General features: G+C 65.8%; 23 protein-coding genes. 21 read left to right on the forward strand and 2 right to left on the reverse strand.

Going from position 1 to position 19,893, the window contains the following annotated elements; all coding sequences use genetic code 11:
• Positions 1–6 precede the first annotated feature (6 nt).
• The 8 genes from rplB to HH308_RS13485 all read left to right on the forward strand — a co-directional run bounded on the left by rplB (position 7) and on the right by HH308_RS13485 (position 4,401).
• Entirely contained in the window at positions 7–843 is an 837-nt protein-coding gene (rplB, locus tag HH308_RS13450) for a 50S ribosomal protein L2 (protein WP_170194721.1), read from the forward strand.
• Positions 844–861: 18 nt separating this feature from the next.
• Positions 862–1,143, forward strand: coding sequence for a 30S ribosomal protein S19 (gene rpsS, locus HH308_RS13455; RefSeq protein ID WP_005193585.1), 282 nt, complete (start codon positions 862–864; stop codon positions 1,141–1,143).
• Entirely contained in the window at positions 1,143–1,562 is a 420-nt protein-coding gene (rplV, locus tag HH308_RS13460) for a 50S ribosomal protein L22 (protein ID WP_170194722.1), read from the forward strand. Before rpsS ends, rplV begins: the two co-directional genes overlap by 1 nt.
• A gap of 2 nt (positions 1,563–1,564) precedes the next feature.
• Positions 1,565–2,416 (forward strand): 30S ribosomal protein S3, encoded by an 852-nt coding sequence (rpsC, locus tag HH308_RS13465; protein ID WP_170194723.1) that lies wholly within the window; start codon positions 1,565–1,567, stop codon positions 2,414–2,416.
• A gap of 2 nt (positions 2,417–2,418) precedes the next feature.
• Positions 2,419–2,835, forward strand: a complete 417-nt coding sequence (rplP, locus tag HH308_RS13470; RefSeq protein ID WP_170194724.1) for a 50S ribosomal protein L16 — start codon at positions 2,419–2,421, stop codon at positions 2,833–2,835.
• The gene (rpmC, locus tag HH308_RS13475) at positions 2,835–3,065 is read left to right on the forward strand and encodes a 50S ribosomal protein L29 (protein ID WP_170194725.1); all 231 of its coding nucleotides are present in this window, start codon (positions 2,835–2,837) and stop codon (positions 3,063–3,065) included. The genes rplP and rpmC overlap by 1 nt, the downstream gene beginning before the upstream one ends.
• On the forward strand, positions 3,062–3,349 hold the full coding sequence (rpsQ, locus tag HH308_RS13480) for a 30S ribosomal protein S17 (RefSeq protein ID WP_170194726.1): 288 nt from the start codon (positions 3,062–3,064) through the stop codon (positions 3,347–3,349). Before rpmC ends, rpsQ begins: the two co-directional genes overlap by 4 nt.
• A 221-nt stretch (positions 3,350–3,570) precedes the next feature.
• A complete protein-coding gene (locus HH308_RS13485) occupies positions 3,571–4,401 on the forward strand; it encodes a DUF2382 domain-containing protein (protein ID WP_170194727.1) in 831 nt (276 codons plus the stop codon).
• Positions 4,402–4,408: 7 nt separating this feature from the next.
• On the opposite strand, the gene HH308_RS13490 is transcribed toward HH308_RS13485, so the two are convergent.
• On the reverse strand, positions 4,409–5,935 hold the full coding sequence (locus HH308_RS13490; protein ID WP_170194728.1) for a protein kinase domain-containing protein: 1,527 nt from the start codon (positions 5,933–5,935) through the stop codon (positions 4,409–4,411).
• 109 nt (positions 5,936–6,044) lie between these two features.
• Here HH308_RS13490 and HH308_RS13495 point away from each other — a divergent pair, with 109 nt between their 5' ends.
• From HH308_RS13495 to HH308_RS13555, 13 genes are all read left to right on the forward strand, one after another.
• Positions 6,045–6,920 carry a transporter substrate-binding domain-containing protein gene (locus HH308_RS13495; protein WP_170194729.1) on the forward strand — a complete coding sequence of 292 codons (876 nt, stop codon included), beginning with the start codon at positions 6,045–6,047 and terminating at the stop codon, positions 6,918–6,920.
• A complete protein-coding gene (locus tag HH308_RS13500; RefSeq protein ID WP_170194730.1) occupies positions 6,917–7,885 on the forward strand; it encodes an alpha/beta hydrolase family protein in 969 nt (322 codons plus the stop codon). Before HH308_RS13495 ends, HH308_RS13500 begins: the two co-directional genes overlap by 4 nt.
• Before the next feature lie 139 nt (positions 7,886–8,024).
• The gene (locus tag HH308_RS13505) at positions 8,025–9,191 is read left to right on the forward strand and encodes an NAD(P)/FAD-dependent oxidoreductase (protein ID WP_170194731.1); all 1,167 of its coding nucleotides are present in this window, start codon (positions 8,025–8,027) and stop codon (positions 9,189–9,191) included.
• Between the two features lie 131 nt (positions 9,192–9,322).
• Positions 9,323–10,471, forward strand: a complete 1,149-nt coding sequence (locus HH308_RS13510; RefSeq protein ID WP_170194732.1) for a saccharopine dehydrogenase family protein — start codon at positions 9,323–9,325, stop codon at positions 10,469–10,471.
• Between the two features lie 21 nt (positions 10,472–10,492).
• Positions 10,493–11,536: a phosphotransferase family protein gene (locus HH308_RS13515; protein WP_170194733.1), complete on the forward strand. Its 1,044-nt coding sequence runs from the start codon at positions 10,493–10,495 to the stop codon at positions 11,534–11,536.
• 249 nt (positions 11,537–11,785) lie between these two features.
• Positions 11,786–12,592, forward strand: a complete 807-nt coding sequence (locus tag HH308_RS13520; protein ID WP_170194734.1) for an SDR family NAD(P)-dependent oxidoreductase — start codon at positions 11,786–11,788, stop codon at positions 12,590–12,592.
• Complete coding sequence (gene surE, locus HH308_RS13525) at positions 12,589–13,476, forward strand: 5'/3'-nucleotidase SurE (protein ID WP_170194735.1); 888 nt, start codon at positions 12,589–12,591, stop codon at positions 13,474–13,476. Before HH308_RS13520 ends, surE begins: the two co-directional genes overlap by 4 nt.
• Positions 13,473–15,086, forward strand: coding sequence for a class I adenylate-forming enzyme family protein (locus tag HH308_RS13530; protein WP_170194736.1), 1,614 nt, complete (start codon positions 13,473–13,475; stop codon positions 15,084–15,086). Before surE ends, HH308_RS13530 begins: the two co-directional genes overlap by 4 nt.
• Entirely contained in the window at positions 15,083–16,459 is a 1,377-nt protein-coding gene (locus HH308_RS13535; RefSeq protein WP_170194737.1) for an NAD-dependent succinate-semialdehyde dehydrogenase, read from the forward strand. The genes HH308_RS13530 and HH308_RS13535 overlap by 4 nt, the downstream gene beginning before the upstream one ends.
• A 97-nt stretch (positions 16,460–16,556) precedes the next feature.
• Entirely contained in the window at positions 16,557–16,841 is a 285-nt protein-coding gene (locus HH308_RS13540; RefSeq protein WP_170194738.1) for a hypothetical protein, read from the forward strand.
• Between the two features lie 86 nt (positions 16,842–16,927).
• On the forward strand, positions 16,928–18,376 hold the full coding sequence (locus tag HH308_RS13545) for an APC family permease (protein WP_170194739.1): 1,449 nt from the start codon (positions 16,928–16,930) through the stop codon (positions 18,374–18,376).
• 135 nt (positions 18,377–18,511) lie between these two features.
• Positions 18,512–18,895, forward strand: a complete 384-nt coding sequence (locus HH308_RS13550; protein ID WP_170194740.1) for a DMT family transporter — start codon at positions 18,512–18,514, stop codon at positions 18,893–18,895.
• Positions 18,892–19,206 (forward strand): DMT family transporter, encoded by a 315-nt coding sequence (locus HH308_RS13555; protein WP_170194741.1) that lies wholly within the window; start codon positions 18,892–18,894, stop codon positions 19,204–19,206. Before HH308_RS13550 ends, HH308_RS13555 begins: the two co-directional genes overlap by 4 nt.
• A gap of 11 nt (positions 19,207–19,217) precedes the next feature.
• Here the strand turns inward: HH308_RS13555 and HH308_RS13560 are convergent, their stop codons facing one another.
• A complete protein-coding gene (locus HH308_RS13560) occupies positions 19,218–19,883 on the reverse strand; it encodes a TetR/AcrR family transcriptional regulator (RefSeq protein WP_170194742.1) in 666 nt (221 codons plus the stop codon).
• Between the last annotated feature and the right edge of the window lie 10 nt (positions 19,884–19,893).

Genomic DNA, 19,893 nt, shown 5'->3' on the forward strand with positions numbered 1-19,893 from the left:
AGACTCATGGCTATTCGTAAGTACAAGCCGACGACCCCGGGTCGTCGTGGCAGCAGCGGCTCGGACTTCTCCGAGGTCACCCGTAACCATCCGGAGAAGTCGCTGGTCCGTCCGCTGCACGGTCGCGGTGGACGCAATGCGCACGGCCGCATCACCACTCGTCACAAGGGTGGCGGTCACAAGCGTGCCTACCGTCTGATCGACTTCCGTCGTAACGACAAGGACGGCATCAACGCCAAGGTCGCCCACATCGAGTACGACCCCAACCGCACCGCACGCATCGCACTGCTGCACTACCTCGACGGCGAGAAGCGCTACATCATCGCGCCGAAGAACCTCAACCAGGGCGACATCGTCGAGAGCGGACCGACCGCCGACATCAAGCCGGGCAACAACCTGCCACTGCGCAACATCCCGACCGGTACCACCGTGCACGCGGTGGAGCTGCGTCCGGGCGGCGGCGCCAAGATGGCCCGCAGTGCGGGTGCAGGCATCCAGCTGCTGGGCAAGGAAGGCACCTACGCCACCCTGCGTATGCCGTCGGGCGAAATCCGTCGCGTCGACGTGCGCTGCCGCGCAACCGTCGGCGAGGTGGGCAACGCCGAGCAGAGCAACATCAACTGGGGCAAGGCCGGCCGTATGCGCTGGAAGGGTAAGCGTCCTACCGTCCGCGGTGTCGTGATGAACCCGGTCGACCACCCGCACGGTGGTGGTGAGGGCAAGACCTCCGGTGGTCGCCACCCGGTCAGCCCGTGGGGTCAGCCAGAAGGCCGCACCCGCAAGAACAAGCCGAGTGACAAGCTCATCGTCCGGCGCCGTCGCACCGGCAAGAACAAGCGATAACAAGGAGGGAGTTAGAGAATGCCACGCAGCCTCAAGAAAGGCCCGTTCGTCGACGACCACCTCCTTGCGAAGGTGGACGCCCAGAACGAAAAGGGCACCAAGCAGGTCATCAAGACCTGGTCACGCCGTTCGACCATCATCCCCGACTTCATCGGACACACCTTCGCGGTGCACGACGGGCGCAAGCACGTCCCGGTGTTCATCTCGGACAACATGGTCGGCCACAAGCTGGGCGAGTTCGCCCCGACCCGTACCTTCAAAGGTCACATCAAGGATGACCGGAAAGCGAAGCGTCGGTAATGAGCAACACAACCGTGAATCCGCCGGTTTCTAATCCGCAAGCAAGGGCGACCGCGAAGCATGTTCGCGTGACCCCGATGAAGGCGCGTCGCGTGCTCGCACTCGTGCGCGGCAAGAACGTCGACGAGGCCCTGGACATCCTGCGGTTCGCACCGCAGTCGGCCAGCGAGCCCGTCTACAAGGTGCTCGCCAGTGCCGTCGCCAACGCCGAGAACAACCTGGGTCTGGATCGCCGCACCCTGGTCGTCGGCGAGGCGTTCGCAGACGAAGGCCCCACGCTCAAGCGGTTCCAGCCGCGTGCGCAGGGTCGTGCGTTCCGTATCCGTAAGCGCACCAGCCACATCACCGTGATCGTGGAAAGTGTCGCCAAGGCCGAGGGAGGACGCGCTCGCTCGCGTCAGCCCAAGAAGGGAGCCTAGTAGTGGGCCAGAAAATCAACCCGCACGGCTTCCGTCTGGGCATCTCATCCGACTGGAAGTCGCGGTGGTACGCAGACAAGCAGTACGCGGACTACGTGAAAGAGGATGTCGCCATCCGCAAGCTCCTGGCCACCGGCCTCGAGCGCGCGGGTATCGCGAATGTGGAGATCGAGCGCACGCGTGACCGCGTCCGCGTCGACATCCACACCGCCCGTCCGGGCATCGTCATCGGCCGCCGTGGCGCCGAAGCCGATCGCATCCGTGGCGACCTGGAGAAGCTGACCGGCAAGCAGGTCCAGCTGAACATCCTCGAGGTGAAGAACGCGGAATCCGACGCCCAGCTCGTCGCACAGGGTGTGGCCGAGCAGCTGAGCAACCGCGTGGCGTTCCGTCGCGCGATGCGCAAGGCGCTGCAGTCGGCGATGCGTCAGCCGAACGTCAAGGGCATCCGAGTCCAGTGCTCGGGTCGCCTGGGTGGCGCAGAAATGAGCCGCAGTGAGACCTACCGTGATGGCCGCGTGCCGCTGCACACGCTGCGCGCCGACATCGACTACGGCCTCTACGAAGCCAAGACCACCTTCGGCCGCATCGGCGTGAAGGTCTGGATCTACAAGGGCGACATCGTCGGCGGAAAGCGTGAACTGGCTGCGGCCGCTGCACCTTCCGACGACCGTCGCTCGCGTCGCCCCAGCCGGCCGCGTCGCAGTGGTGCCTCGGGTACCACCGCGACCAGCACCGAGGCAGGCCGTGCTGCTGAAGCACCTGCCGCGGTCGCGACCGACGCCGGTGCCACCGCGCCCGGAGCGGAGCGAGCGGGCGGCTCGTCACCGACCGAAGCGAATCAGGAGAGCTAGCCATGTTGATCCCACGTCGGGTTAAACACCGCAAGCAGCACCACCCGAGCCTCAAGGGCCAGTCGTCGGGCGGCACCAAGGTGACGTTCGGTGACTACGGCATCCAGGCTCTGGAGAGCGCCTACATCACCAACCGTCAGATCGAGTCGGCCCGTATCGCCATCAACCGCCACATCAAGCGTGGTGGCAAGGTGTGGATCAACATCTTCCCGGACCGCCCGCTGACCAAGAAGCCCGCCGAAACCCGCATGGGTTCCGGTAAGGGCTCACCCGAGTGGTGGGTGTCGCCGGTCAAGCCGGGACGCGTGCTGTTCGAGATGAGCTACCCGGATGAGGCAATCGCTCGCGAGGCCCTGCGCCGCGCACAGCACAAACTGCCCATCAAGACCCGTATCGTGACGCGAGAGGAGAAGTTCTGATGGCATTGGGAACTGCTGCCGCTGAGCTCCGCGAGCTCGGCGATACCGATCTCGTCGCTCGTCTCAAGGAGTCGAAGGAAGAGCTGTTCAACCTTCGTTTCCAGATGGCCACCGGCCAGCTTGACAACAACCGTCGTCTGCGGACCGTGCGTCGTGAGATCGCCCGGATCTACACCGTCATGCGCGAGCGCGAGCTCGGGTTGGCTGCCGGACCGGAGGCTGACGCATGAGTGAGGACCAGAAGGTGACTGAAAACACGACTGCGCGTGCGAGCCGCAAAGAGCGGATCGGCTACGTCGTCAGCGACAAGATGCAGAAGACCATCGTGGTCGAACTGGAAGATCGTAAGAGCCACCCGCTCTACGGCAAGATCATCCGCACCACGACCAAGGTCAAGGCGCACGACGAGAACGGTGACGCCGGTATCGGCGACCGTGTTCGTCTGATGGAGACCCGGCCGACCAGCGCCACCAAGCGCTGGCGTCTGGTCGAGGTGCTGGAGAAGGCCAAGTAGGTCTGAATCTGCATTCCTCTGCACTGGAACGCTGAAAGTGGCCCCGTCCCTGCCAGGGACGGGGCCACTTTTCTGTATGCGGGATCCCCTACCCCAACATTGAATTTATAAACATAAATTTGCTGTTGAATATCATTTAGTTCTCGTTAGGGTTGGTAAGGAAGCAGGAGATGGTCGTCTCTTGCTACCGGCCCGAAAGGGCGATCCAATGAGGAGGGTTTATGACTGGCAACAAGAATTTCGATTCGGTGCTCGCGTCGACGGTGTACGACAAGGGCGGGGACAAGGTCGGCAAGGTCGAGCAGATCTACATCTCGGAGCAGACCGACGAGCCCCGCTGGGTGTCGGTGAGGACCGGATTTCTGGGTACGTCCAAGTCGCTGGTCCCGCTCGCCGGGGCATCGCACTCCGGTGACCGTCTCGACGTGGCCGTGACCAAGGACTCGATCAAAGATGCGCCGCACCTGGATTCTGACGGTGGTACCTCCGAGGAGGAAGAGCGCGCACTGCTTCGTCACTACGGGTTCACCGAACACAAGGCGGGTTGGCAGCAGTACGGCAAACATGCAGGACACGCGGGAACGCCGCAGGCAGATGCCGGGGCAGCGCAGCGGCCCGCCGGCGGGGCGGATCGTGAGCACGTGGCGGCCACCGGTGCCGGCGCCGACCGACAAGACGATCTGGTGCGCTCTGAAGAGCGCCTGAACGTCGGAACGCAGCGTGAGGTGAGCGGTCGCGCGCGGTTGCGGAAGTACGTGGTGACCGAAGAGCAGACCGTGACCGTCCCGGTGACACACGAGGAAGTCAAGGTCGTTCGTCAACCGATCAAGGACGGTAAGGCCGTCGATGGCAGTGCGATCGGAGAAGAGGTCGCCGAGGTGACACTGCACGCCGATCGTGTCGTCGCTTCGAAGGAGACGGTGCCTGTGGAACGAGTCGGTCTGCAGGTCAACGAAGTGACCGACAACGAGAAGGTCTCCGACACCGTGCGCAAGGAGCGCATCGAAACCGATGGTCTGGAGGCGGATCCCGCGAAGACGTCGAAGAAGTAGCGACTACTTACGACGCGATGAACCCGATCATCATCAGAATCGACCAGAGCAGTCCGATGACTCCGATGATCACGCCCGCGATCGCCAGTCCGCGGCCATTCGAAACTCCGGCCGGCGATTGACCGGCCTTCTTGAGTGACATCGTCCCCAGCACGAGCGCTGCGATCGCCAGCAGGATTCCACCGATCCCGAACAGGCACGAGCCGGGAATCGAGAGCAGCGCTATGACGAACGACCAAGTTCCTTGTGTCCGTGCGGATTTGCCCGGATCAGCTGCCGTTGACGGCGTCGCACTGGGATAACTGGGAGCCGAACCGCCGCCGCCGACCGGCAGAGCGCTGAATCCGGCGGCGGTTGCGGCGTAACTCGGGTTGGAAGGATTCGACGGGTAACCCGGGTTAGACGGAACTCCGGGGTTGGCCTTGTAGCCGGGGCCGGACGGATAGCCGGGATTCGACGGATAGCCGGGCTGTGATGGGTAACCCGGCTGTGATCCGACGCCGGGTTGTGGATGACTGGGATTCGACGGGTAATTGGGATTCGACGGATAACCGGAATTCGACGGATGACTGGGATTCGACGGATAACCGGGGCTCGACGGGTAACCCGGCCCCGACGTCGGGTAGCTCGGATTCGACGGATAGGTGGCGGGCGGCGTCGGCTTGACCAGGTCGGGTCGAGCGGGGCCGGCATTCAATGCGGACTTGAGGTCCTCGGCGAAGTCGGCACACGTCGGATAGCGACGGTTCGGGTCCTTCTCCAGCGCTCGCCCCAGGACACGATCGACCTGCGGCGGGAGCCCCTGGCGACGATGCGTCACCGGCTCGGGAATGTCGGACAGTTGGCGATGGATCAGGATCGCCGCATTGGTGTTCTCGAAAGGTGTTGTGCCGCTGAGCAGTTGGTAGGCGGTGCAGGCCAACGAGTACTGATCGGCACGACCGTCGACGGACTGACCGGCGATCTGTTCGGGCGACGAATACGCGAACGACCCGACCGTGAGGTTCGTCGCGGTCATCCGCGCGTCGTCGAGCATCGGGCGCGCGATGCCGAAGTCGGCGAGCAACACCCGGCGTTTGCCGGGCTGACCGGGGACGTCGGCGAGCAGGATGTTGGCGGGCTTGACGTCGCGGTGCAACAGATTCTGGGCGTGGGCGTAATCGAGCGCCTCGGCGACGGAGGTGATGATCTGTTCGACCTGCGCGGCAGACAGGCCGTGCGGATACGACTTGAGCGCTGCCGCGGCGTCGTCGCCTTCGATATAGCGCATAGTGATCCACAGTTGATCCTCGAACTCGCCGCGGTCGTAGACGCTGACGATGTTCGGATGATCGAGGCCCGCAGCCAAGTCGGCTTCGCGGATGAAGCGGCGTCGAAAACCATCGTCGGCGGACATACTCGCCGGCATCACCTTCATCGCGTCCTGACGCGGCAGACGAGGATGCGCCGTCAGATACACCTCGCCCATACCGCCCTGGCCGAGTTTGCGCACGATGCGGTAACCCGCGAATTCCTGTCCAACCGTCAATGCCACGAAGTGAGCTTAGTCGCCCGGGACGACCGGCGACGAATGAAGACGACGAAAGCGGCCGAGCGGTCATTCGATGTTGATACATTCGCCGAGTGCGGACGGTAGACGATCGATGATCGCTTGGGGGAATTCTCACTACCTCCGACGTCGGCTGGGAGCGTGCCTGCTCGCCGTCGTCGGTCTCAGCGGATGCGCTGCGGGACAGCCGGATTCGACGAGCCCGTCGTCGCTCGCCGCGCAGGTGCCCGCCGAGCTCCGCAATTCGGGAACGCTGCGGGTGGCGACCAGCGCGCCCTTCGGGCCGATCGTGTTCACCGATGCCGCCGGTCGCCTCGCCGGATTCGACGTCGACGTGATCACCGAGGTGGCGCACACGCTCGGACTGCGGCCGGAGTATCGGCAGATGCCCTTCCAGACGATTCTGCCCGACGTCGCCGCGGGCAGCGTCGACGTCGGGGCGCGGGGAATCTTCGATACATTCGCGCGCGAGCGTCGCGTCGACATGGTCACCTACTTCAATGCGGGCACCCAGTGGGCGCAGCGGGCCGGGAGCAATGTCGATCCCAACAACGCCTGCGGATTGCGGGTGGCCGTCGACGACGCCACCACCCAGCACAAGGTCGAGCTGCCGACGAAGAGTAGGGCCTGTACGACGGTGGGGGACAAGGCGATCACCGCGGTGCCCTTCGCGACGCAGGCCGAGGCGACCGCGGCACTCGAGCGCGGCGATGTGGACGCGATGTCGGCGGACTCGCCGGTCACCGCGAACGAGATCAAGAATTCGGCGCAGCGCCTCATCGTGGCGGGTGACATCTTCGACGCCGAGCCGTACGGACTCGCCGTCAAGAAAGGGTCTGCGTTGGGACCCGTTCTGGCACAGGTGATCACCGAACTGATCAGAACCGGGCGGTTGGCGAAGATCGCAGCCGCCTGGGGGCTCGGCGCAGGCATGATCGACGAGTCGAAGCTCAACGGGGCGACCAATTGACGCGCCCGCTACGCGCATGGCTCGCCGTGGCGTGCTCGACGCTGATCACGTTGGCTGCATGTTCGCCGTCGGTGCGCGACGATGCGCAACCGGCGGCACAGCCCGTGCTCGCGGGTGAGGGCCAACGGGTGCTCGACAACGTCAACGCGGCGTCGCGCGTCAAAGTGCAACGCTTCCTCTATCCCACGACGACCGGCACGCGCGACGATCGGCAGAACTGGGCCGACGTCTACCTTCCGCCCGGCACGCATGCCGCATCGTCGGTGCCGCTGGTCGTCTTGATCCACGGCGGATCATGGCGGTCGTCGACCGGAGCCGACAGTTTCGTCGCGTTCTCCCGGCGTCTCGCCGAGCGCGGGCTGGCCGTGTACAACGTCGAATATCGCCGGGTCGGATCCGGCGGAGGGTGGCCGACGACGTTCAAAGATGTTGCGGCAGCTCTGGATTACGTGCCGGTCATTCGTAAGCGGTTGCCGCAGATCTCCGATCACAACGCCGTCGTCGTCGGGCATTCGGCCGGAGGACAACTCGCCATGTGGGCGGGCACCCGACACAATCTGCACGCCGACGAGATCGGGTCGAATCCGAAGTTCCGGCCGCAGAGCGTCGTGTCGCTGGCCGGTCCGCTGGACATGCGCCTGGCGGTGAAACTCGGCGACAATCGCATCGTCGCGGTGCTCGGCGGCATGCCTGGGCAGGTGCCGGATCGGTACGCCTCGGTCGACCCGATACAGAATGTCGACGCATCCGTGCCGATTCTCGCGATGGTCGGGACGAACGATCACGTGGTGCCGCCGATTCTGTCGGAGAACTACGTCAAAGCGGTCGTCAAGCAGGGCGGATGGGGCCGAATGGTGCTGCTGCCGGCGACCGATCACAGCTCGATCGTGGAGCCGTCGGCGGAGTCGTTCCCGCTGGTCGTCGAAACGATCAGTCGGGCGGCTCACAACGCGTATCGGCAGTGAGCGTCGTGCCGGTGATCTGGTGCCTTTCCGCAATGGGTGATAGATTTACGATCGTTCGTTAATCAAGTTGGAACGATCGAGCCTCTTCGACGAACTCGATGAAACCTCGCGCATCCCGCCTGACAAGGAGAATCACCATATGACCACCAACGGCAAGCCGAACGTCCTGATCATCGGGGCGGGGTCGGCCGGTATCAACACAGCGTTGCGCGCCGCGGAGTTGGGCGCCACCGACGTCACCGTCCTCGAGCGCGACTACCCGGCGTCGGGCTCGTCGGGGCTCTCGGCCGGAGTGTTCAACATCAACGGCGTCGACCGTGGCTCGGTCGAGCTGCGGGTCCTGACCACCCGGCAGATCGATCGGTTCGAGCGCGAGAACGGATTGACTGTCACCCGCAACGGTCACCTGCGGCTCGGCCGCAACGAGTCTTCGGCGAAAGCCCTCGAAGACGCCATCGGCTGGCAGCGGGAATTCGGCGCCGACGTCCCGTCGACGCTGCTCACGCCCGCTGAGATTCTTCGGCTGGTCCCCGACTTGAAGGTCGACGACGTGATCGTCGGGTTGTGGAGTCCGATCAGCGGGCACCTCGACGGCCCGGAACTGGTCGGCGTGATCGCCGAGCGAGCCAAGTCCCTCGGCGTGAAGGTCTTGCCGAAACATCCCGTGCTCGACTACCGCAAGGAGAACGGACAGCACGTCGTCACCACGCCGAAGGGCGAGTTCCGCGCCGACGTCGTCGTCAACGCCGCCGGCCCCTGGGCGCAGCGGGTCGGCGAACTGCTCGGTGCGCCGCTGCCCCTGGTCAATCAGGTGCACGACGTGGTCATGGTTGCCGTGCCCGAGCGGATCACCTATCCGATTCCGATGGTCCAGGAATACATTCCGGGCGACGAGGTCGCGATCTATTTCCGACACGACAGTCCGCACCGCCTGATCTGCGGTGAGCACACCTACGCGGTGGAGGAGAAGTTCGAGACCGTCGACCCCGACAACTACCGCAAGACGATTCCGGCCGACATCTGGGAAGGGGTCGCTGGTCGAGTCGTCGAGCGGCTGCGCATCGACGACCTGGGGTTCGAGCCCGGGTGGACCGGCATTTATCCCATCAGCGCCGACGGCGTCTCGGTCTTCGGCCCATACGAGCACGACGCGTCGATCATCGCCGCGGGAGGCATGGGCGGCTTCGGCCTCGGAACCGGTATGGCGCTCGGGCCGCTCGCCGCGGAATGGGCGGTGCTGGGCAAGCCCGAGTCGGTCACCGTCGACCCTGAGCGCTTTCTGCCCGATCGCCCCAGCCTCGGCTGACTGTCGCAGGGCGCGATCTCCGGCCCGTCGTTCGCAGAGCGTTCCGCGCTGCGACGGCGGGCCGTTCTCGTCCTCGGCGGTTATGAAATGTGGGCCTTGACACATTGACGAACGTTCGTTAATTTAGAGACATGGCAAGCACAGACATCACGATCGCCGTCGTCGGCGCAGGTGAAATGGGGCGCTCGGCCCTCGCTCACCTCGCCCGCAGACTGCCCGACGCGCGGTTCCGGGTCATCGACCTCAACGCGAACAACCTCGCGAAGGCGGTGGCGCTCGATCCGCGCAGGATCACCGCCGAGCAGATCAACTACCGCGAGACGACCCCGGACCTCCGCGGCGTGGCACTCGTTGCGAATTTCGCCGGCCCGTTCTATCTCGGGTCGAACGCACTCGCCCGGATCGCCATCGCGGCTGGTTGCGACTACTTCGACATCTGCGACGACACCGAAGGAATCCATCCCATCCTCGACCTCGACCTCGACGCGAAGGCGGCCGACGTCACCCTCGTCACCGGCGGTGGAAACTCGCCCGGTACGTCGAATCTGATGGCCAAGCGCCTGCTGGAGCTGAACCCCGACGCCGACGGCATCCGGATCGTGTGGGTCGCCGACGACGTCGACCCGGGCGGCCTCGCCCCGCTGCGCCATATGCTCCACATGACGGTCGCGTCCTGCCCGATCTGGCAGGACGGCAGGTTCGTCGACGCCCCGGGGTTCGTCCCCTGCACGGCGCGCACTCATCGGCTGCCGGTCCTGGGCGACGTCGAGGCCTACAACACCGCGCACTCGGAGACGATCACTCTCGCTCGCGCCTTCCCGCATCTGCGCCACATCTCGGTGCAGGGCGCCTTGCATCCGGCCTGGGCCAGTGAAGCGTTCAGCACGCTGGGACGCATCGGCTTCGGTTTCTCCGACCTCAGCGTGCAGGTGGGCGAGCACACCGTCGACCCGGTCGAAGTGCTGTGGAAGGTGCTCTGGGCGCGCCACGACATCCGGCCGAACGTCCGCAGCGGCCTGTCGTTGCAGCAGGTGCAGGCGCTCGCCGGCGACGACATCGTCGCGACGATGACCTACTGGGACCGCGCCAACATGGCGCGGACCACCGGATTGTCGGCCGCGTCGCAGATCATCGCCATGCTCGACGGCAACCCGCCGTCGGGCGCATGGGGGACCGAGGTGTTGCCCGCACAGCCGACACTCGCCCTGTTCGAAGAGATCTCCGCAGAGATCGGTGCCGTCCCCGACGGAATTCTGCTCGACACGCCCGTTGCGGCCTGAGAACTGAAGTAAGGATCAATCATGAACAGCAATCTTCAAGACCGCACCGTGGCGCGGCCGTGGGGTGCCGACGGCGCCGACGTCACCTTCGGCGCCGACGTACCCAGCAAGGATCAGGGCATCATCGCCGACGTCCTGGCAGCATGCGCGGCGTCGACCTTCACCGGCCTGACCGTCCACGTCGACGTACTCACCGGCGGCGCGAACAACCGCAACTACGTCGCCTACGGGGTCACCGGCAAGGTCGCCATCCGGGTATCCGCGCAGGACGCACAGCGCTTCCAGGTCGATCGGCCCAGCGCGGCGGATGCTCAAAATGATGCTGCCGCAGTCGATCTCGCGCCCAAGCGGCTGGCCCAGCTGCCCGGCGGCAATGCGGCGGCGACCTTCCTCGATGGGCCGACGCTGTGGTTCGACACGATCAAGGAACCCGACGTCCTAGCTAAGATCGCGGTATCGCTGCGGGAGTTGCACTCCGCGCCGACCACCTGCACCAAACGATTCGACCCCTTCGAGTCGGTCGCCGACTGGCTGCGGCTGGCCGAGCGGGAGGGCACCGAACTGCCCGCCCAAATGCCGGAACTCATCGTGCTGGCCAAGCGGATCCGCGCGGTACTGACCGAACTGTCGTTGCCGCAGGTGCTCACCCACAACGACGTCGTGCCGCCCAATTTCATCGTCGGGCCCGACGGCAGGGTGCGGATGGTCGATTGGGATTATGCCGCGCTGGGAACCGTGGCCTTCGAGCTCGCCTCCTTCTGTGCCACAGCCGAATTGAGCCCCGAACTGCGCGACGGATTCTTGCGCGCGTACAACGACGGTGCGCCTGTCTCGGCTGCACAACTGGCCACACTCGACCTGTTGTCGTTCATCGGCGTGATGCGCGAACTGGCTTGGGTGTTGCAGGGGACAGCGATGCTCAAGGGCGAGACGACGATGGCACATGGGTTGACCTACGAGAGCTACCGGGACTCCGTGCTGAATGCGGCGCTGGCATTCGCCGCGCGCGACGACGTCGACGCGCTGCTCACCGCGGCGGCCACGCCGGAGGAACGGGCATGGTAGCGGCGGACGCGCCTCCCGCTGGTTGAGCCCGCAGACCACGCGTCCTGCTTCGCGCCTCTCGCCTACAGCCTCCCGCTGGTTGAGCCCGCAGCCCACGCATCCCGCTGGTTGAGCCCGCAGCCTACGCGTCCTGCCTCGCGCCTCGCGCCACCCCGCTGGTTGAGCCGGGACGGAGCGCCAGCGGAGTCCCGTGTCGAAACCCCGCAACCCAAAAACCAACCGAACCCAGAAACCACACAGGAGTCAACGATGGATAAGCGATTCGAGGGCCAGACCGCGATCGTCACCGGCGGCAGCCTCGGCCTCGGCCGGGCCATCGCCGAGCGCTACTCGGCCGACGGCGCCCAGGTAGTCATCATCGGGCGCGACGCCGGACGCGTCGAGGCGGCCGCGGCGGAGATCACCGCGCTCGGCGGAGCCACGGTGGTCGGCCTCGCCGGCGACGTCGCACAACCCGAAACAGCAAGTCGCGCAGTGCAAGCGGCGCGTGAACTCGGCGGTTCGATCGACATTCTGGTCAACAGTGCCGGCTTCTACGACGCCACGCCGTTCCTCGAGCAGAGCGTGCAGGAGTGGAACTCCGTCATCGGTGTGCTGCTCACCGGACCGTTCCTGATGTCGCAGGCCGTCTGCAACGCCATGATCGCCGACGGCACGCGCGGCGCCATCATCAACATCTCCTCGGCCGACGCCTACGTCGCCGAGGGTGGGGCGTATCCCGCGTACGGCAGCGCCAAGGGCGGTCTGCTGACACTCACCAAGTACGTCGCCGTCGAGATGGCGCAGCACGGAATCCGTTGCAATTCAATAAGTCCCGGCTACTGCGACACCCCCATGGTGAAGTCGCTCGGACCGATCTACGACGCGATGAAGACCAATTTCGACCGGGTGCCGATGAAACGATTGATCGAACCCTCCGAAATCGCTTCTGTCGCGGCGTTTCTCGCGAGCAACGAAGCGTCGGCGATCACCGGTGCCGACATGCTGGTCGACGCCGGAACTCTGGCGGACGGTTACATCGCTCCCACCCTCGATCTCCCGGACTCCGCGTCATGACCACGTCCGCGCAGGTCCTGGTCACCAACGACGACGGCAATCAGGCAGCAGGCATTCGGTCGTTGACCGCCGCGCTCGTCGCGTCCGGGCTTTCCGTCGTCGTCGTATCGCCGCGAGAGAATCAAAGCGGCACATCACATTTCGCGAAGTTCAACGCGCCGGTGCAGGTCGCGAAGATGCCCGACCGCGACGGCGCGCAGCTCTACGTCTGCGACGGCACGCCGGTCGACTGCGTCAGATCCGCGGTGATCGGCGACATCGCCCCCGACGTCGAGGTGGTGGTGTCCGGCATCAACCACGGCTGCAATTTCGGCGACGACACCCTGGGGTCGGGAACTTTCGGCGGCGCCGCGCAGGGCGCGCTGCTCGGGCTGCCCGCGATCGCGTTCTCGCAACAGAGCTACCGGGGGCAGTTCTCCATCTTCGACGTCGTCGACCACAGCACCCTCGATTTCGGTGACGCGGCCCGGGCAGCGGCGATGTTCGTCCACGCGCTGCTCGACTACGGCGCGCCGGACCGTGCGGTGCTGAACGTGAATCTTCCTGCGGTGCTGTCGGATCCACGTGCCGAGGTGACCGTCGGCGGCCGACGGCACTGGGCGCGCAACGCCATCGCACCCGTCGAACGCGACGGCGTCACCGGCTACCTGACTTTCGGTAGCCGCGAGCAGCCCGACGCGCCCTGGCAGACTCTCAAGTTCGAACCGGGTAGCGACATGGCGGCGGTCGCCGCGGGGCGCGTCTCGGCGTCGCCGCTCAGCTTCGCCTGGGAAGATCAGGCACCCGGATTGTCGTTGATCCCGTGGGCGACGAAGATCGCCGACGCCGTCAACCAACAGCTCGCAAACCCGCGCCGCGGTGAACCGGGATCGGCGACGCCATGACCAATCCCGTCGAAACGCTGACCGGAGTGACCCACCCGAGCGTTCCCGAGCTGTTCAGCGCGCGTGTGCGACAGACGCCAGACGCGTTGTTCCTGCGCCACGAGGGACGCACCTGGTCGTATACGGACGCCCTCGCCGAGATACAGTCCGTCGCCGGCTGGCTGCCGAGCGTCGGGGACTCGCCCGCCCGGGTCGCCGGATTTCTGCCCAATCGACCTGAAGCCGTCTGGGCGTGGCTGGGCACCCTGTACGCCGGAGCCGCCTATGTATCGCTGCATCGCGCGCACCGCGGCGCGGTACTGCACGACATGATCACCCGGTCGAAGGCCGAAGTGCTCGTCACCGACGCCGAGGGCCTGGCCGACCTTCCCGACCTCGCCGGGACCGCCGTGCACACTGTCGTCGTGGCCGGCGACTGGTCGGGAGAACACCGCCTGCAGTCCGTGGTCGTCGGTTGGGACCGAGCCGCAGCGGACGCGACCCCTGGGCATACGAGCGAACCCGTCCGCGACGGCGCCGCAATCGCCGGCATCATCTACACTTCCGGCACCACCGGGCGATCGAAAGCCGTTCCGCTGCAACACAGTCATCTGACACGGGGAGCCGGCTGGGTGTGCGACACCCTGGGTCTCACCGGAGCGGACGTCCTGCACATGTGGATGCCGCTCTACCACATCGCGGGCCAACTCGACGCGCTGCTCGCGATCGTGGTGGCGGGTGGCTCGGTCGCGCAGTATCCGACCTTCTCGGCGTCGAAGTTCTGGGATCAGGTCGCAGAGAGCGGCGCAACCGTTTTCGGTGGCTTCACCAACGTGCTGGAGATACTCAGTTCCAGCGATGCGCCGCCCGACGGCGCGACGTTGCGTGTCGGCGTCGCCGGCGGCATCCCACCGGCTCTGCATCGTCCGCTCGAAGAACGACTCGGTGTCCGGCTGTACGACGTCTACGGGATGACCGAGGCCGAGCCGATCCTGCTGCCCCCGAGCGGGGAGCGAGTGCCGCCTGGTTCCTGCGGCCGGCCGAATCCCGATTTGACGGTCGCCCTGCTCGACGCGGATGGAAACCGTTGTCCCACAGGAACTGTCGGTGAGATCTCGGTGCGAGCGAACATCCCCGGCGTGATGACCCCCGGGTACGACGGCGACGACGCCGCGTGGCGCGCGGCGACCACCGACGGATGGTTCCGTACCGGTGACTTCGCCCGACAGGACTCCGACGGCTACTTCTTCTTCGTCGACCGCGTGAAACATGCCATCCGACGTCGTGGCGAGAACGTGTCGTCCTGGGAGCTCGAACAGATCGTCGGCGGGCACCCCGGCGTCGAGGAATGTTGTGCGGTCGGAGTTCCCGCCGCACTGGGCGGCCATGACATCAAGCTGGTCGTGGCACCGACGTACGGCATCGACCTCGATCCCGCGGAGCTGTCGCGGTGGTGCACCGAGCACATGGCCGCGTTCATGCGGCCGCGCTACATCGAGATCGTCACCGACCTCCCGCGCAACGACGTCGGGAAGGTCCTCAAGACCGAACTGTCCGGCCTTGGCGCAACGGTCTGGGACTCCGACGCCGAATCAGAACATCAGACAACGAGATTGCGAGTCGAATCATGAGTCAATACGCGATAACCAACCCCGCGACCGGAATCGTGGAGGCGCGGTATCCGGCCGCGTCCGACGCTGACGTCGATCACGCCCTGGCGGCTACTGCTGCGGCCTACCGACGCTGGCGCACAACGACTTTGACAGATCGTGCGGCCGCACTGAACCGGGTGATGGATCTCCTCGAGGAGCGCAAACAGTCACTCGCCGAGACCGTCAGTCGGGAGATGGGCAAACGGATCGGCGATGCCGTGGCCGAACTCGACATCTGCATCGCGATCGCCGGCTACTACGCCGACAACGCCGAACAGTTGCTCGCCGACTCGACACTGGATACCAGCTCGGGCGGCCGTGCCTTCGTCCGAAAGACGCCGGTCGGTCCGTTGCTCGGGGTCATGCCGTGGAATTATCCGTACTATCAGGTGTTCCGGTTCGTCGCGCCGAATCTGATGGCCGGCAACACCGTCGTGATCAAACATGCGAGCCAGTGCCCGGCGTCGGCCGCCGCGATGGCCGAATTGTTCGCCGACGCGGGGCTTCCCGACGGCGCGTACGTCAACCTGTTCGCCACCCACGAGCAGATCGAGCGGATCGTCGCCGACGACCGAATCGTGGGCGTGTCCCTGACCGGCAGCGAGCGGGCCGGGGCGCGGATCGCCGCACTCGCCGGCCGGCATCTCAAGAAGGTCGTGCTGGAGCTCGGTGGTTCGGACCCGTACCTCATCCTCGACGTCGCCGACATGGCCGACACCGTCGTGCAGGCCACCAAGGCGCGGCTGGGCAACGCGGGCCAATCCTGCAACGGCGGAAAGCGTTTCATCGTTCTGGACCATCTCTACGATCAGTTCGTCGAACAACTCACCGAGTCGTTCGCCGGCCATCGGGCCGGTGACCCGTTCGATCCCGCCTGCACCTACGGGCCGCTGTCGAGTGCGGGCGCGCTCGACGAGCTCGACGAGCAAGTCGTCGACGCACTGCAGGCGGGGGCGAAAGCGACTGTGGGAGCACGTCGTTCCCAGTCGCCGGGCGGATATGAGCCGACCGTGCTGATCGACGTGCCGACGTCGGCGCGCGCCTACTACGAGGAGCTGTTCGGGCCCGTCGCCGTCGTCCACGTGGTCGACAGCATCGATGCGGCCGTCGACCTCGCCAACGACACTCCGTTCGGGCTTGGCGCCGCGGTGTTCCACCGCGACGAGGCGCTCGCCCTGGAGATAGCGGACCGCCTCGACGCGGGAATGGTCTTCATCAACACGCGCGAAGGCGGTGGCGCCGATCTTCCCTTCGGTGGCACCAAGAAGTCCGGTTTCGGTCGCGAACTCGGTCCCGCGGGTATCGACGAGTTCGTCAACAAGAAGCTGATCCACCTTCCGCCCGCCGACTGATCCTCCGCCCCTGACCCGCTGGTTGAGCCGGGCCGAAGCGCTAGGGCAAGCGCCCTGACCCGCTGGTTGAGCCGGGCCGAAGCGCTAGCGCAGGCCCGTGTCGAAACCGCGTAAGCCGACCACTCGAACACTCGAAACACCTTGTAACAGTTGCGAACTGGCGCCTGCCATCGAAGCCGGCGACTTCACCACCGACCAAGCAACCTTGAGCGTTTTTCTCCGCGTCGGCAAAATCTGGCGCGACGAGATGATCACCGCAGGTCAGCGTGCCAACCTGAGGACCGCCAACCTGCACAACCTGGAGATCGCCGATGCTGCCGGGCACAGACCGTGCTCGATCCTCGCGCAGTTTCAGAGCAACCGGGCCGCAGCTGCACGCTGAGCCACCTCGGCGATCGCATTTCCAGCGGCGCACCCCAGCCAACGGTGCGTCGACTCATTTCATCCCCTCTCCCGAAAGAATCAGCCATGTCCAGTCCGTCTTCTGCGCATGCCGCCGACGATCACCTCGAAACCGGGCACCTATCCCGGCGTTCACTGGTCGCCCTGTCCCTCTCTTCGTTCATCCCCGCAGTCGGCATGGGCCTGTTGCCCGTGTTGATGCTGTCACTCGCCGGACCGACCGCCTGGCTGTCGGCAGTCGTCGCCGCAGCGCTGGTAGTGGCGGTCGGTCGATGTGTCATCACCTTCGCGCGCCGATATGTCGGCAGCGGGTCCATGTACTCCTACATCAGTGAAGTCTTCGGTCCATGGGCCCGATACCTCACCGCCGCCGCGATGATCGTCGGCTATGTCATCCAGGTCGGTGCCGTCGCCGCGACGGTCGGCATCTTCTCCGGCAGCTTTCTGGAGGGGCGCGGGGTGCACTCGGCGCTGGCGCCGGGAATCCAGAGCGTCATCATCGGCGGCGCGATCTTGATCGCGGGCTTCGTCGCTTACCGCGGCGTCGACATGTCGGTCAAGATCGCGGTCACACTGGCCGCGGTATCCGTACCCGTCATGGTCGTGATCTCGATCGCCAGCGCCGTCCATACCGGGCTTGACCTGAGCACTCAGTTCGATGTGCAGCAGTTCTCCGCCAGTGGTGCGCTCAAGGGCGTCGCCGCAGGTTCGGCGTGGCTGATCGGCTTCGAAAGCTGCGCTGCGATGGCGGCCGAGACCAAGGACCCCAAACGCAGCGTTCCGATTGCGATCATGAGTGTCCCGGTCGTCTTGGGCGCCGGCTACATCGTCGCGACGATTCTGCAGGTGCCCGGGCTGATCGCGGCGCAGGATCAGCTCGCCGCCGGAATGTCGGCGCCCGCTGTGCTCGCGCTGCAAGGCGGACTCGGCTCGTCGGTCGCCGCCGCGACCGACCTGTTGCTCGCCGTCGCTTGCTTCGCGGCGCTGATCGGATTCACCAACTACGGTGCCCGAATCGCGGTCGCCATGAGCGACGATGGGCTGTTGCCCGCCTGGGCCGGCCGGATACACCCGCGATTCCACAGCCCGTACCTGGCGATCATCGCCGAACAAGTCCTGGGATTCCTCTCGATCATGATCGCTGTGCTGTACACCGGCAACATCACGTCGACCTACACGATGATCGCTCAGCTGATCGTCTACTGCTGGATCGCCCCGTACGTGTTGGTGGCGGTGGGGTCGGTCGTACTGTCGCGGCGAGTCGGGGAGCTCAGCGTCGGCCTGGTCGTCGCGGCCGTCTTCGGCACTGTCGGCATCGGCTGGATCTACGTGAACGCCTGGATCAATCCGCCCGCCGCACCGGCCGACAAGATGGTGTGGTTCGCCGTCGGACTGATCGCCGTGATGACCGCGCTGATCGGCGGTCGACGTCGTCGGCTCGGCTCGCGCTCGGATGGATCACCGGACGCATCGCCCGTCGGGCCGCAGGAGCTCGTGGCAGATCCCGGCGCCTGAACGCCGCAACCGGTTGCTGCCGCTGGTGGTTGAGCCACTCCACTGCTCAGCAGGAACGCGGCGCCAGCGGAGTTCCGTGTCGACCCCCGTAACACCACCGTCGCCAGACCACACCCTCACCCAGAAAGGAACCCCATGGTCAGCCAAGCGGTTCGAGCCACGATCTCCGCGAAGTGGATTGTGCTCGTCGTCGTCATCCTCATCGAGCTGATCGCCACCATGGCGCTGCGTGCGTCCATCGGCAATGCCGAATGGATTCCGGTGGCGGTCGTCGGATACGTCGCGGCATTCGTCGGGCTGGGGATGACCCTGCGGTTGGGTATGCCGGTCGGGGTCGCCTATGGCATCTGGGGCGGCGCCGGCGTGGCCTTGACCGCGGTCTTCGGTGCGCTCATCTTCAATGAGACGCTCAGCGGCACGGGCAAGTTCGGGTTGGCGCTGATCATCGTCGGCGTCGTGCTGATCGAGATGTCGCCGGAGCCGCACGACGACGCCGCCGCCGATGGCGTCCCCGCATGACGTGGGTCTGGCTGATCGCCGCGATCGTCGCCGAACTCGTTGCGACACTGTGTCTACGGGCATCCGACGGATACCGGCGTCGACGATGGCTGATCGGAACGATCGTGGGGTACCCGCTGGCGTTCGTGTTGGTGGCCCGCGCGCTGCGCGCGGGACTGCCGATCGGTGTGGCCTACGGCATCTGGGTGGCGGCCGGCGTCGCACTGGTCGCCATCGCGGCGCACCTGATCTGGCGGGATCCGTTGACCCCACGAATGCTCGGCGGCGTCGCGGTTGTCGCAGCCGGTGTCATCCTCGTCGAAATGGGTTGATGGACAACGTGTTACAGACCCAGCATCTGTTTGACGAACTGCCAGTAGGTGTCTGCCACCTGCTCCGGGTCGAGCCGGCCGCCGGGGCGGTACCAGACCGTGACCTCGTCGCACATTCCGATCACCGCGAATGCGGCGATCGCGATGTCGACCGTCGAGTCGGGCCCGAGGGCCGCGGAGATGCCGGACCGGACCAACTCGTAGTAGGCGCGCTGGCTGCGGACCAACAGGTCGTACTCGGCGGCGGGCAGGAAGTCTCCGATCGACTCGCTGTTCATCAGCATGTCGTTCGCCCGGGCGAGGTCGCGACGTTCGGTCTGGATGCGCACATGGCGTTTGACCATCTCCTCCAGCCGTTCCAGCGGCGACGTCGCGGTCGACTCGGCGGTCACGTACTCCAGGAACTCGCCCAGCGTCCGCAGCATCGCTTCGGCGAGGATCGCCTCTTTGGAGGAGAAGTGACTGTAGAGCCCGGGCGCCTTGATGCCGACCGCGACGGCTAGATCTCGGACACTGCACGCTTCGAATCCGCGGCGGGCGAACATCTCGATCGCGGTGTCCAGGATGCGGTCGCGGGTTCCCGATCGGTCGATCGCGGGACGAGCCTGCGCAGCGCGTTCCCTCGCCTCGGTGAGAGCACGCGCCAGCAGCTCGTCGGGTTGGTCGGTGTCGAGCATGGCGAGCTCC

The sequence above is a fragment of the Gordonia asplenii genome (assembly GCF_012933505.1).
Taxonomy (GTDB): domain Bacteria; phylum Actinomycetota; class Actinomycetes; order Mycobacteriales; family Mycobacteriaceae; genus Gordonia; species Gordonia asplenii.